The following is a 12,093-nucleotide window of genomic DNA, read 5'->3' as shown; positions in this document are numbered from 1 at the left end:
AAACTCTTCTGATCCGAGTTGAGCACTGAGTCGATTGGTCATTTCGATCAGCACCTGATCGCCTGCCGAATGTCCCAATGTATCGTTGATGTCTTTGAAGCGATCCAAATCCAACCAAAAAAGCGCGATCCCCTCATGCGGTCTATTGCAGAGCAGGCCGTCGATATGCTGGTACAGGTGTCTTCGGTTAGGCAGGCCTGTCAGGCTGTCAAACTGAACCAGGCGATTGATCTGTTGCCGACTTTCTTCGCGATATATTGCCAGCGTGCAGAGATTGATACAGGCATCGACGATTCGCTCGTGAAACGCATCGGGTCCACGGCACTCAGTGAAATAGAAGGCGAAGATGGCCGCGACACTGCCATCCCGGCGTTTAATGGGATATGACCAGCACGCCCTCAATCCGTGAGGCAAGGCGAAGGATTTGTAAGGCCCCCACAGAGGGTCATTTTCGATGTCGATCACCATTATCGGCTCACCGCGAAAGGCTGCGGTTCCGCAGCTACCGGCTTTATCACCGATAGCCACGCCTGTGAGGTTGGCGGTGTACTCGGCAGGCAGTCGAGGCGCAGCCCAAGGTTGTAGCTTGCTCTCTGCATCTACTAACAGGATGGAGGAAATAATTTCCGGCGCGATCATCTCGACACGTCTACAAAGAAAGTCCCCCATGTCCATCAAGGAAAGATCACTGACCAAGGTTTCCAGCACATCTTGTTGCAAGTCGCGGATCTGACGCTCTTCGGTGACATCTGACAGGGTGATAACTATGTTGCGCAGAAGGCTTTTGTCCTCCTCGTCAAAGACAGGATTGGCCGAGACCCGCACCCACACTTCCCGGCCATCCTTGCGCGACGCCAGTATCTCTTCCTGAAACCGAGCTTGCCCCCATGCCCGGTCACGTAAGCGAGCCAATGTTTCTTTGTCCGTTCTCGCGCTAGTCAGAAAATGGCTAGGTATTTTGCCGAGTACCTCTGCCGCCTCAAAGCCGAACATATCCGTGAAGGCGCGGTTAGCCTGAACGATGCGACGTTCATGATCGAGAACGAACACTGCACGGTCGGTGTTATTGGCCGCAAGCAACAACAGCCTGTTTTCTTCGCGACGTGCGACCTCGTCCGATACATCTCGGGCAAAGGCCATGTAATGAATTCGACCTGCCACGTCGATCTTGGAAAGGGAAAAGGTTGCCCATTGCTGTCGGCCATCCTTGCGCTCCATCAGAATATCGCGGCTCATTCCGACGACCTTGGACTTACCCCCTTCCCGATTTTTGTGGGTATAGCCGCCATGGTCGGAACGAAGGGCCTGGGGTAGCAACGGCCTCATATTCCGCCCCAGAATCTCACTGCGATCGTAGCCCCAAAGCCGCTCGGCCGCCTCGTTGAAAAACACGACACGGTCGTTTTCATCAATGAGGACGATAGCCGTAAATGACTGCTCCAATGCTGGCAGCAGGGTGTGATGGATATCAGCCATCGGGTCTTCCATTTTCATGACACATCCTCACCTTCACTGCGGCGGCGGTGGCGCTTTTTTTTGAACGTTTTGCTCACGGTGGATACCGTTTAGGCCGCGTCACAAAGGTTGCGCTTACGAGTAATCGATATATTGACATGAAGCCTCTGAGCGCAGAATCACTGCTACCAAGTATTCTGGGCGAGACGCGAATTTGGGCGGTGAACTGGGAAAAATCCCAGTGTCCCTTGATCGCTGCGCGAGAGGTTACCAATGTTGATTTGTCCGATAGCCCACCCATGTCAATAGTCGAGCTGGCGCGCGAAGCAGTGACGTCAGTCGCGAAGCGTGTGGACGTTTCGAAGGCAGGGTCCGCAGATGCCAGGCGGTTGCTTCTTAAGCCATTTTTTTGCACCGATTTGAAGCGCTTGGTGTCCAGTCTGCGCAAATCCGGGACAGTCTTTTTCCTTTAAAAAGGATTCAAGCCACTTGAATGATGGGTTTTTGACATTGGCACAATTCATGCTTTTGTATTTTTATTCAAGTTACTTGAATAAAAATCCTGGCCGTTCAAGTGGAGGCAACACCGATGAAACGTCACGCACTCAAAGCACTGTCCCTGTCGTTGATCACACTGTTCGCAGCCTCCATGGCCCATGCGGACGATCTGTTGCAGCGGGTTAAAGAGAAAAAGGAAATCGTCGTTGCCACCAAGGCGCGTTTCGCTCCTTTCGAGTCGGTGGAGAACGGCAAGATCGTCGGCTACGGCGCTGACCTGATGCATTACATCCTCGACGCCGATCTGCCAGGGGTGAAGCTGCGTCAGTTAGACCTCCCATTCCAAGGCATCCTGCCGGGGCTGGATACTCGTAAGTTCGATTTTGTGGTGACATCGGTGACCGTGAACAAGGCGCGTTATGACCAGTTCGCCTTTACCCTGCCGATTGCTGAATCGACCGTGGCGTTGCTCAAATGTGGCGACGATAACGACATAAAATCGCTGTCGGACCTCAACGGCAAAGTGATCGGTTCGCAGGCCGGTTCCGGTCAATTGGCGGTGCTGCAAGCTTTCGATGCCAAGCTCAAGGCCCAAGGGCAGCCAGGAGTCAAGCGCATCAAGGAGTACGTCAGCTTCGATGAGGCCTACGCCGATCTGGCTGCCGGTCGCCTCGATGGTGTGGCGCAGTCGCTGTCCAACCTTGGCCCGCTGATGAAATCTCGTCCGGGTCTATTCGCGACGCTGCCAGACATGGTGGGCCCGGTCACGTACTTCGGTTGGGTGGGTCGCAAGGATGCTGACAGCGCCAGCCTGGTGAAGCTGTTCAGTGACGGTATCGCCCGCGCCAACGCCGACGGCACGCTGAAGACGCTGCAGGAAAAATGGTTCGGTTTCACCATGACCCTGCCGACTGATGCCATGCCAGTTCCGACCATCTGAGTGGTGTGTCGATGAACGATTTCAGCACGCGCTTCGCGCTTTACTGGCCCGCCTTGCTCGACGGCGCACTGACCACGCTGTGGTTGTGTGCGCTCGGGATGGCATTGGGGTTTGTCATCGGCGTGCTGATTTACTTGATCGGCAATGGCCGCAGCCGGGGCGGGGCAGTGTTCGCCAAGGTGTATGTCAGTTTCTTTCGCGGCACGCCGATGCTCGCGCAACTGTTGTTGCTGTTCTATTTGCCGTCAGCGCTGAACGTGGACGTACCGCCTTTGGTGGCCGCTGCGCTGGCGCTGGCATTGAACACCGCTGCTTACCAGTCGCAGATCTTGCGCAGTGGCTTTGCGGCCATTCCCAAAGGTCAGCTTGAGGCCGCTTCGGTGTTTTCCATTGGTAAATGGAAAACCCTGATGCACATCCAGTTGCCGCAAGTGTTGCGGCTGACGTCGCCTGCGCTGATCAGCGAGCTGATCGACGTGATCAAGGTGTCCGCCGTGGTCTCGGTGATCTCCATCACCGACCTGATGCGCGTCAGTCAGCAACTGGTGTCGCAGACCTATCGGCCGCTGGAGGTTTATCTGGTCGCCGCCTTGTTTTATCTGGCACTGACCAGTGTGTTTAGCGTGCTGGGCCGGATGCTTGAACGCCATTGGCAGGAGCGCGCCTGATGCAAGAACTCATGAGCTATTTGCCGGATTTTGGTGAAGCGCTGCTGGTGACGCTGGGGATCAGTCTTGCGGCCGCGTTATTGGGCCTGGTGCTGGGATTCGGCTTGAATGCCTTGCGTCTGGCGCTGCCTTTTTTCTCTGGATTTTATCGGCTGTATATCTGGCTGATCCGTGGCACGCCATTTCTGGCGCAACTGGCGATCATCTATTTCGGTTTGCCGGTGCTGGGCCTGCGGCTGGAAGCCGTCGAGGCCAGCATCATGTCGCTGGGACTCTACAGCGCCGCCTATTTCGCCGAGCTGTTTCGTTCTGCCTGGGCCAGCGTGCCCATGGGGCAAGTCGAAGCCGCGCGGGTTCATGGGATTTCCGGGCGTCAGGCGTTCTGGCACATCCAGGCGCCTCAGGCATTCGCCTTTGTGCTGCCATTGCTGGGCAATCAGGTGATGCTGACCATCAAGGAAAGCGCCGTCACTTCGATCATTACCGTGCCGGAGTTGACCATGACGGCCGGACGAATCGTTTCCACCACTTTCTCTTACGTCGTGCCCTACGCCTTGTTGGTGCTGAGCTACTGGCTGCTGACCACCGCAGTCGCGGTCATGGCCGAGTATCTGGGGCGGCGCGCGACGCGCCATTTGCGAGGTTGATGCCATGAGCACGCTACCCCTTCTTCAACTGCGCGGTGTCGGCAAGTCATACGGCGCCAACAGTGTGCTCAAAGGTTTTGATCTGTCGGTGCAGGCGGGCGAGATCGTTTCATTGATCGGCCCCTCGGGGTCAGGCAAAACCACGGCCTTGCGCTGCATGAACTTTCTTGAAACCTATGACGAGGGCGAGGTCTGGATCGATGGTCAGTTGCTGGGCTATAGCGGCCCGAGCCGTAACGCCAAAGACCGTGACAGCGAGGCCAAGATCGACGAGGTCCGCAAGCCGCTGGCCATGGTGTTTCAGCAGTTCAACCTGTGGCCGCACATGACCGTGCGCGAGAACGTCATGGCCGCGCTGGTGCTGGGCAAGCGCATGCCCAAGGCGGATGCGCGAACCCTGGCCGATTCAGCACTGGCGCGTGTCGGTCTGGCCGCCAAGGCCGATGCGTATCCGGCGCGCTTGTCCGGCGGTCAGCAACAACGGGTCGGCATTGCCCGGGCATTGGCGATCAAGCCGCGTCTGATGCTGCTGGATGAGCCGACATCGGCGCTTGATCCTGAGCTGGTCGAGGAAGTGCTGCAGGTCATTCGAAGCCTGGCCGACGATGGTATGACCATGGTGATGGTCACTCATGAGATGAGTTTCGCCGCACAGATTTCCAACCATGTGGTGTTCATGGAGGCAGGGCAAATCGTCGAGACCGGTGCGCCCTTGTCACTGTTCCAGACCCCCAAGACCGAACGCCTGCAACGCTTTCTCACGCCTTGGTTCAACCGCAGTCTCACACCTCGCACAAAGGTCACCCCATGACGGCACAACGTGTTCTCGAAGCGGTATCCGCCGAGCGCCTGCACGGCTTGCTCGACACCCTGGCGACCTTCGGGCCGGGCGAGCGGGGCGGCATGAATCGCCAGGCGTTGTCTGACGAAGACTTTCAGGCGCGTGCTTGGCTGATCGGCAAGGCGCAACAGCTCGGTTGTCAGGTCTGGTCCGATGGCTGTGCCAATTTGTTCATCCGTCGTGAGGGCCGTGAAGACCTGCCTGCGGTGATGACTGGCAGCCATATCGACACCCAGCCTACGGGCGGGCGACTCGATGGCTGTTACGGCGTGATGGCCGGGCTTGAGTGTCTTTATGCGCTGGAAGATGCCGGCATTCGCACCCGTCGCCCAATTGAAGTGGTGGTCTGGACCAACGAAGAGGGCAGTCGTTTCAGCCCCGGTGCCATGGGCTCAAGCGCTTACGTCGAGCCTGCGCGGCTGGCGGCCTATCGCAACAATATCGATGCCAACGGGATTTCGGTAGGCCAGGCGCTGGACGCTCATTCGCGTCGCTTTGCCGATCTGCCGTTACGCGCAAAGATCGATGCCCACGCGTTCGTGGAACTGCACATCGAGCAAGGCCCGGTGCTGGAACAGGCTGGTATTGCGTTGGGTGTGGTTACCGGTATTCAGGGCGTGCGCTGGTATCAGGTGCGTTGCAAGGGCGTGTCGGCCCACGCTGGGACCACACCAATGTCCATGCGCCGTGATGCGCTGTTGCTGGCGATAGAAACCGTCTCGCGCATTGATGGATTGGCAGATCGGCTTGCCGGTGACGATAAGCGCCTGACCTTTGGACGCTGGAGTGTCTTGCCCAACGCGATCAACACCATTGCCAACGAAGCCACGTTCAGTATCGATTTTCGTCATGCCGATCCGGCCGTGCTGGCGGCTTTCGATGAGCAGTTGGCCGCGTGTCTGCCACTGGATGCCGAGTTGCAAAGCCTGTTCAGCCATGCGCCGACGGCATTCGACCCGGCGGTGATCAGCGTGCTGGAGCAGGCTTGCGACGCCACAGGCCGGGCACGACTGCCGATCCGCTCCGGCGCTTTCCACGATGCGATGTACCTGGCCGGTCATTGCCCGACCGGCATGCTGTTTGTCCCCAGTCGTGACGGTATCAGTCACAACCCTCTGGAATTCACCGAACCCGCGCAGTTGGAGACGGGCACCAGGGCACTTGCCTGGGGCCTGGTTTCACTTGCCGAACAACCGTAAACCAAGGAGTCACCATGACCAACATTACCCACGCTCATGACTACCCGGCCTGCTGCCACACCGACAATGGCTCTTCTCTGGGCGTCAACGCCACGCTCAACGCGCCGATTTCTACTGACGGCACGCCTGTGCTCGGCGAAACCTACACCGTACCGGCCCGCTGCGGTCGGGCGGTGCGTCTGCAGGCCGGTCAGGTCATCAAGATCATCAACACTCACGGTACTCAAGTCTGTGACACCTGGCTGTTCAATGCCCAGGACATGAGTGAATTCCTGTCCATGGAGCATGCTCGTGCGCACTGCAACAGCATCATTCCAAAGGTCGGTGATGAGCTTTACAGCAACCGCCGCCGTCCCATCGGCACCCTGCTGACCGACACTTCGCCAGGCATTCACGACACGCTGATGGCCGCCTGCGACCTGCATCGCTACACCAACCTAGGCGTCGAGGGTTACCACGACAGTTGCTCCGACAATATGCGCATGGCGCTGCAAGCGATCGGCCTGCGTTCACGCGAAGTGCCGCAGCCGTTCAACCTGTGGATGAATATCCCTGTCAATCCGGACTACAGCGTCGCTTGGCTACCACCGGTGTCCAAGGCGGGCGACTACGTTGAGATCCGTGCCGAAATGGACGTGGTGGTAGTAATGTCCGCCTGCCCTCAGGACATCGTGCCGATCAACAACCTCAATCCGGTTGAGGTCCACTTCTCGGTTCATAACGGATAGTGGTCGTGTCAGTGGACGACAGGCGTCTGCTAGGATGCCTGTCGTCACGCTTGTTTATATTTTCCATGAGGGACGCATGTCCAAACTCGGCAAGACACCCACCAAGGCCCTTCATACCGACGGCTTGCCAAGCCTGGGTATTCGTCTGCGTCATGCACGTAAGGTCGTGGGCCTGACATTGAAACAGGTGGCCGAGGCCGCCAGTTGTTCCGAAAGTCTGATTTCCAAACTGGAGAACGACGCCGCTTCTCCGTCGCTGGCCATGCTGCACCGCCTGGCCCGCGCGCTGGGCAGCAACGTGTCCGAACTGACCTCCGAGGACTGGGTGTCGGAAGAGCCGATACTGCGTGCCGGATCGCGCCAGGTCAGCCGCTTCGCCAAGGGTGGAAAATCCGGCTACATCGATCTTGAGCGAGTGACCCATCCACAGAAGGGCAGCTTGTTGCAGGGTGATATTCATATCATTGCACCGGGCATGGTCAGTGAAATGATCGAGCATGTCGGTGAAGAGATGGGCTATGTGATCGAAGGCAGCCTCGAACTGACGTTGGGTGAGGCCACCTATACGCTGATCCCCGGCGACTCGTTTCACTTCCCCAGCAACACGCCCCATGGTTACCGCAATATCACCAACGAGATCGTGCGGATTTTATGGGTCAATACGCCCGCTACCTTCTGATCCCCGTGAGGTAATAGAGCTTCGCAAAAAGGCTGTTGCGCAACGACCATGGGGTTATGTCGTCGAAGTTTGTGGGGGGCTCCCAGCGCCAGTGCTTTTTGAAGTCCGTGGCGCCCCACCAGTCCTGTCGCCCTGAGAGTCGATACCTTCCTTGTCGTTGGTCTTCCTTAAATGAGCCGAAAGCCCCGACGCCTGGGAGGTGCGCTGGAATATCGAGTCGTAATAGGCGCGGCCATCGTCAAGGTGGCGGCCGAACGCAAAGCCTTTCTCCAGCATCGCATTCATGTCGGCCTCGGTGATGCGCATCGGATTAAATAATGCCGCCGTTGGCACGCAGGGTCTGGCCGTTGATCCAGGCGCCATCCGGACCTGCGAGGAAGGAGACCACTGCCGCGATATCGGTTGGCTCGCCCAGGCGTTCCAGGGGGGCCAACTTGGCCAGGCGCTCGATGACTTCCTGGGGTTTGCCGTGAAGGAAGAGGTCGGTGGCGGTGGGGCCAGGAGCGACGGCGTTGATGGTGATGTTGCGACCACGCAGTTCTTTGGCGAGGATGCTGGTCATAGATTCGACCGCGGCCTTGGTGGCCGCGTATATCGAATAGGTCGGTTGCAACAGGGCGGTGACGCTGGACGAAAAATTGACGATCCGGCCACCGTTACGCAGGTGCCTGGTGGCTTCGCGCAGGGTATTGAACGTGCCTTTGAAATTGATCGCGACCAGGCGGTCGAAGGTGGCATCGTCAGTTTCGCCCAGCGGGGCCAGTGCCATGACCCCGGCGTTATTGACCAGCACGTCGACGCCGCCGAAGGCGCTGTTGGCCGTATCGAACAGATTCTTGACCGCTGCACTGTCGCTGACATCGGCCTGAACCGCGAGTGCGGTGCCGCCCTGTTGCTCGATCTTCGCGACCAACGCCACGGCAGGTGCCGCATTGCCTGAATAATTGACCACAACGGCGAAACCGTCGTGCGCAAGGCGCTCGGCGATGGCTGCGCCTATACCCCGTGAAGAACCGGTAACGATGGCGACTTTTTTGCTATGAGTGTTCATGGTCTGAATCCCTGTGAAGATCAATGTCGGATACAGACTTACATGTCCACTAAAGCGAATAAATATTGATTAGTTGTCGTGTCTATTCAAAAAACGCCAACAATGCCTGGGTTTAACAGCGCTATGGACTGATTTCGGTCTGGCGGTCGGCTGTTCCTGACTGTTCACAATCGCTCAGGCAAGCTCAGGGCATGGTAGGCACGGTCGACGTAAAGCAGTCCCGGCGAATCGGCTTCACTGAGAATGGCCACCGCTTCACAGATCAGCACATCGTGGGTGCCAACCTGCCTGGCCTCAACGATACGGCAATCGAAATTCGCGATTGCGCCGTGCAATACCGGAGAGCCGGTTTGCAAAGACGTCCATTCACCACCCGCGAAGCGTTCGGCCATCGGCGTCTTGCCGCCGAACGCCTGAGACAACGATTGCTGGGATGAGGCCAGAGTGTTAACGCAGAGCACGCCGTTTTCGACCACTGCGGCATACGCCGAGGCGTTGCGGTTCAGGCATACCAGCAAGGTCGGCGGTGTATCGGTAACGCTGCAAACGGCCGTCGCGGTGAAGCCCGTCGTCCCTGCATTCCCGTGGCTGGTCACGATATGGACTGCGGCGCCAAGTCGAGCCATGGCGTCGCGAAAAGTGGCAATGGCCACCGGGGTATCTTCAATCATTTGCTCGGTCACGATGCGCTCACTTGATGGTCCGCGGGACGAAAATATTCCATGAGGAAAAACAAGCCACAGACAATCAGCAACACCACCACCGAAGCGGCGGCCAGGGTCGGCGTGACCTGAAGCAAAATATCGTCCCACATTTGTTTGGGCAGCGTGGTTTTGAGCCCGCCACCAATGAACATGGCGACGGTCAGTTCCTCAAACGACTGCAGGAAAGCCGTGACTAGCCCGGTGAACATCCCGCCCTTGATCAGCGGCAGCGTAATCCTGACGAACACCTGCCATGGCGCAGCTCCCAAGGTGGCCGCTGCCTGGTCGAGACGCCAGTCATAATGTTTAAACGTGGCCAGTAACACCACGAAGGCCATGGGCAAGGCAATTACCGTATGACCGATGATGATGCCAAGGTTGGTCGCCACCAGCGACATCTGAGCGAACAGGTAAAAAAGCGAGACTGAAATGACAATTGGCGGAACGATCATGGGGGTCATGAACAGCAGGAATGCGAGTCCTCCTAAGCGACTCCTGCTGCGCGCCAGGCCCAATGCTGCCATGGTTGCAATACTCAGGGTGATGAGCGCAGTGGCGATGCCGATGCCAAACGAGCGAATCGTGGCACCCACCCATAGCGGTGAGTGCAAGTATTCTGCGAACCATTTAAAACTGAAGCTGGGCGGTGGAAACGACAGGAGCGTCGACCCCGTGAAAGCCATCGGGATGAACGCCAGTATCGGCAACACCAACACGGCGATCATCAGCCATGCGTAGCTCGACAGTATCCAACTGGCCTTTCTGTCGCCGAGCAGCCGTGTATATCCGCGCGCCAGCACATCGCACAAATCCCCCATCAGGCGCCCAAGCCCAAGGCCTAAGTTGCGCATGATGCCGTCGCGCTGACGTCGGTTGCCGGACTCCCCGGACAAGGTAGACAAACCGAATGTCCGGTCGTAAATAAAACAGGTGACGAGCGCTGCCAGCACTAGCATTACCGCAATGGTCGCGCCCATCTGCCAGTTCTGCAGTTGGTTGATCTGCATAATGATCAATTGACTGAGCATCGTATCCTTGGCCCCGCCCAACAAGGTCGGCACGATGAAGAAGCCCAGAGATGAAATGAACACCAGAAGACCCGCTGCGGCCACGCCGGGCATCGAGAGTGGCAGGTAAATTCGCCAGAATCGTTGCGGCGCGCTCGCGCCTAAAGTATCCGCAGCCTGAGTCAACTGGCGGTCTATCTGATTCATGATGGGCAGCATGACCACCACGGCCAGCGGCAACATCGTATGAACCATTGAAAACACGACAGTAGAGCGTTGGAACAACAGCTCCGCTGGCGCCAAGCCCATGTTTGTCAGAAGAGCATTGATGACCCCATTGCGCCCCAGGAGCACCAACCAGGCGAAGTTTTTCACCAGGGCACTGGTCCAGAACGGCAACAGAACAAAAAGCGCGGCCACCCGCTGACGACGCGGGCGTAATCGCGCCAGCCAGTAGGCCAGCGGATAGCCTGCAAAAATGCACCACAGCGTGGTTTGCAACGCCACCACGAACGTAGAGCTCAGCGTGCGGGTATAAGCGCCGCCCGCGAAGACTTTGCTGAACGCTGCCAGCGTCCAGGCACCCGTGCCTGGATCCTTGAGGCTGACGACCAGTATCTGGAACGAGGGATAGAGCAAAAACGCTACCAGAAACAGCACGCCCGGAACCGCCAGCCAAAGCGCACTGAGGGGCATCCGAGGGGCCCGGACGGGTCGGGACGTAACGGTATTGATCGCCGCCTCAGCCATTAGCTGCATCCTCCGGATTTTGTCACGCGTATCGATTGGCAGGCCGGGCCAGGCCCAAATGGTCGCGCAGAGTCTTGCCGGTGTATTCACGCTTCATTAATCCGCGCTCCTGCAACAGCGGCACAACGTTATCGACGAAATCCTGCATGTCACCTGGCATCGTGTGGAAAATCATCATGAAGCCGTCGGCGGCACCCGCGTCGAGCCATTCCTGCATGTGATCAGCCACCTCTGTGGCGGTGCCGCGAAAGGTCACGTTGCCCCGCTCGTAGCGCATGCACATTTCTCGCAGGGTCAGCTTTTCGACGCGAATCATATTGACGATGTAATCGAAGTAGGCGCGATGAAAGTTCGACGTGGCGGGGATACGGTCCTCAGGGATTGGCTCATCCAGCGGCAGGTCCGACAAGTCGGCTTCAAGGTCCTGCGCCAGGCGCATACGCCCGACATCCGGATGGATCATGCTTTGCAAGTGCTGGTACTTGGCTTCTGCTTGCTCATGAGTATCGCCAATGACGACGGACAGGCCGGTGAGGATTTTCAGCTCATCGGGCGAGCGTCCAAATTTGACCACACGGCTCTTGAGGTCATCGTAGAAGAGTTTGCCTTTTTCTACTGTCGGGTCTGAGGCGAACACCACTTCGGCGGTCTTCGCTGCGAAGTCCTTGCCGGTTTCCGAGGCGCCCGCCTGGATGATCACAGGTTTGCCCTGCGGCGGACGGGCAATGTTGAGTGCGCCGTGCAGCGTGAAGTACTTGCCGTCGTGGTGTACCGGATGCTGTTTTTCTGCGATGAAGTTCAGGCCATTGACGCGATCATTGACGAAAGCATCGTCCTCCCAGGTGTCCCACAGCGCCTCGACCACATCCACGAACTCTTTGGCCTTGTCGTAGCGTTCGGCATGCGGGGGGAGTTTATCCAGGCCG

General features: G+C 57.9%; 13 protein-coding genes. 8 read left to right on the top strand and 5 right to left on the bottom strand.

Annotation, left to right across the window (positions count from 1 at the left end):
• Nucleotides 1–1,494 (bottom strand): PAS domain S-box protein (locus VGC62_RS24780; RefSeq protein WP_331189716.1); only part of this gene is annotated, 1,494 nt, incomplete at its 3' end.
• 550 nt (nt 1,495–2,044) lie between these two features.
• Between VGC62_RS24780 and VGC62_RS24775 the strand changes: the two genes are divergently transcribed.
• From VGC62_RS24775 to VGC62_RS24740, 8 genes are all read left to right on the top strand, one after another.
• On the top strand, nt 2,045–2,893 hold the full coding sequence (locus tag VGC62_RS24775; protein ID WP_331189715.1) for a transporter substrate-binding domain-containing protein: 849 nt from the start codon (nt 2,045–2,047) through the stop codon (nt 2,891–2,893).
• 11 nt (nt 2,894–2,904) lie between these two features.
• Complete coding sequence (locus VGC62_RS24770) at nt 2,905–3,561, top strand: amino acid ABC transporter permease (RefSeq protein WP_331189714.1); 657 nt, start codon at nt 2,905–2,907, stop codon at nt 3,559–3,561.
• Nucleotides 3,561–4,208, top strand: a complete 648-nt coding sequence (locus VGC62_RS24765; protein ID WP_331189713.1) for an amino acid ABC transporter permease — start codon at nt 3,561–3,563, stop codon at nt 4,206–4,208. The genes VGC62_RS24770 and VGC62_RS24765 overlap by 1 nt, the downstream gene beginning before the upstream one ends.
• A 4-nt stretch (nt 4,209–4,212) precedes the next feature.
• Nucleotides 4,213–5,019, top strand: a complete 807-nt coding sequence (locus tag VGC62_RS24760) for an amino acid ABC transporter ATP-binding protein (RefSeq protein ID WP_331189712.1) — start codon at nt 4,213–4,215, stop codon at nt 5,017–5,019.
• On the top strand, nt 5,016–6,248 hold the full coding sequence (locus tag VGC62_RS24755) for a M20 family metallo-hydrolase (RefSeq protein WP_331189711.1): 1,233 nt from the start codon (nt 5,016–5,018) through the stop codon (nt 6,246–6,248). The genes VGC62_RS24760 and VGC62_RS24755 overlap by 4 nt, the downstream gene beginning before the upstream one ends.
• A 14-nt stretch (nt 6,249–6,262) precedes the next feature.
• Nucleotides 6,263–6,976 (top strand): urea carboxylase-associated family protein, encoded by a 714-nt coding sequence (locus VGC62_RS24750; RefSeq protein ID WP_331189710.1) that lies wholly within the window; start codon nt 6,263–6,265, stop codon nt 6,974–6,976.
• A 76-nt stretch (nt 6,977–7,052) separates the two neighbouring features.
• On the top strand, nt 7,053–7,655 hold the full coding sequence (locus VGC62_RS24745; RefSeq protein ID WP_331189709.1) for a cupin domain-containing protein: 603 nt from the start codon (nt 7,053–7,055) through the stop codon (nt 7,653–7,655).
• A gap of 171 nt (nt 7,656–7,826) precedes the next feature.
• Nucleotides 7,827–7,973 carry a hypothetical protein gene (locus VGC62_RS24740; RefSeq protein WP_331189708.1) on the top strand — a complete coding sequence of 49 codons (147 nt, stop codon included), beginning with the start codon at nt 7,827–7,829 and terminating at the stop codon, nt 7,971–7,973.
• Here VGC62_RS24740 and VGC62_RS24735 read toward each other — a convergent pair.
• The 4 genes from VGC62_RS24735 to VGC62_RS24720 form a co-directional block, all read right to left on the bottom strand.
• Nucleotides 7,966–8,706 (bottom strand): SDR family oxidoreductase, encoded by a 741-nt coding sequence (locus VGC62_RS24735; RefSeq protein ID WP_331189707.1) that lies wholly within the window; start codon nt 8,704–8,706, stop codon nt 7,966–7,968. The two genes, VGC62_RS24740 and VGC62_RS24735, sit on opposite strands and share 8 nt — an antisense overlap.
• 164 nt (nt 8,707–8,870) lie before the next feature.
• A complete protein-coding gene (locus VGC62_RS24730) occupies nt 8,871–9,377 on the bottom strand; it encodes a flavin reductase (RefSeq protein WP_331189717.1) in 507 nt (168 codons plus the stop codon).
• 8 nt (nt 9,378–9,385) lie between these two features.
• Nucleotides 9,386–11,113 carry an ABC transporter permease subunit gene (locus VGC62_RS24725; protein ID WP_331189706.1) on the bottom strand — a complete coding sequence of 576 codons (1,728 nt, stop codon included), beginning with the start codon at nt 11,111–11,113 and terminating at the stop codon, nt 9,386–9,388.
• A 76-nt stretch (nt 11,114–11,189) separates the two neighbouring features.
• A partial coding sequence (locus VGC62_RS24720; RefSeq protein ID WP_331189705.1) for an NtaA/DmoA family FMN-dependent monooxygenase occupies nt 11,190–12,093 on the bottom strand: 904 nt, incomplete at its 5' end.

This window comes from Pseudomonas sp. (genome assembly GCF_036404235.1).
GTDB lineage: Bacteria > Pseudomonadota > Gammaproteobacteria > Pseudomonadales > Pseudomonadaceae > Aquipseudomonas.
The sequence above is the reverse complement of the archived record's forward strand: the minus strand, read 5'-3'. Positions and strand labels throughout refer to the sequence as shown.

Bases quoted from the DNA above. Each gene is read 5' to 3' on its own strand.
- VGC62_RS24740 (WP_331189708.1), top strand. From the start codon at position 7,827: ATGAGCCGAAAGCCCCGACGCCTGGGAGGTGCGCTGGAATATCGAGTC.
- VGC62_RS24760 (WP_331189712.1), top strand. From the start codon at position 4,213: ATGAGCACGCTACCCCTTCTTCAACTGCGCGGTGTCGGCAAGTCATAC.
- VGC62_RS24770 (WP_331189714.1), top strand. From the start codon at position 2,905: ATGAACGATTTCAGCACGCGCTTCGCGCTTTACTGGCCCGCCTTGCTC.
- VGC62_RS24775 (WP_331189715.1), top strand. From the start codon at position 2,045: ATGAAACGTCACGCACTCAAAGCACTGTCCCTGTCGTTGATCACACTG.
- VGC62_RS24745 (WP_331189709.1), top strand. From the start codon at position 7,053: ATGTCCAAACTCGGCAAGACACCCACCAAGGCCCTTCATACCGACGGC.
- VGC62_RS24755 (WP_331189711.1), top strand. From the start codon at position 5,016: ATGACGGCACAACGTGTTCTCGAAGCGGTATCCGCCGAGCGCCTGCAC.
- VGC62_RS24725 (WP_331189706.1), bottom strand. From the start codon at position 11,113: ATGCCCCTCAGTGCGCTTTGGCTGGCGGTTCCGGGCGTGCTGTTTCTG.
- VGC62_RS24750 (WP_331189710.1), top strand. From the start codon at position 6,263: ATGACCAACATTACCCACGCTCATGACTACCCGGCCTGCTGCCACACC.
- VGC62_RS24765 (WP_331189713.1), top strand. From the start codon at position 3,561: ATGCAAGAACTCATGAGCTATTTGCCGGATTTTGGTGAAGCGCTGCTG.
- VGC62_RS24735 (WP_331189707.1), bottom strand. From the start codon at position 8,706: ATGAACACTCATAGCAAAAAAGTCGCCATCGTTACCGGTTCTTCACGG.
- VGC62_RS24730 (WP_331189717.1), bottom strand. From the start codon at position 9,377: ATGATTGAAGATACCCCGGTGGCCATTGCCACTTTTCGCGACGCCATG.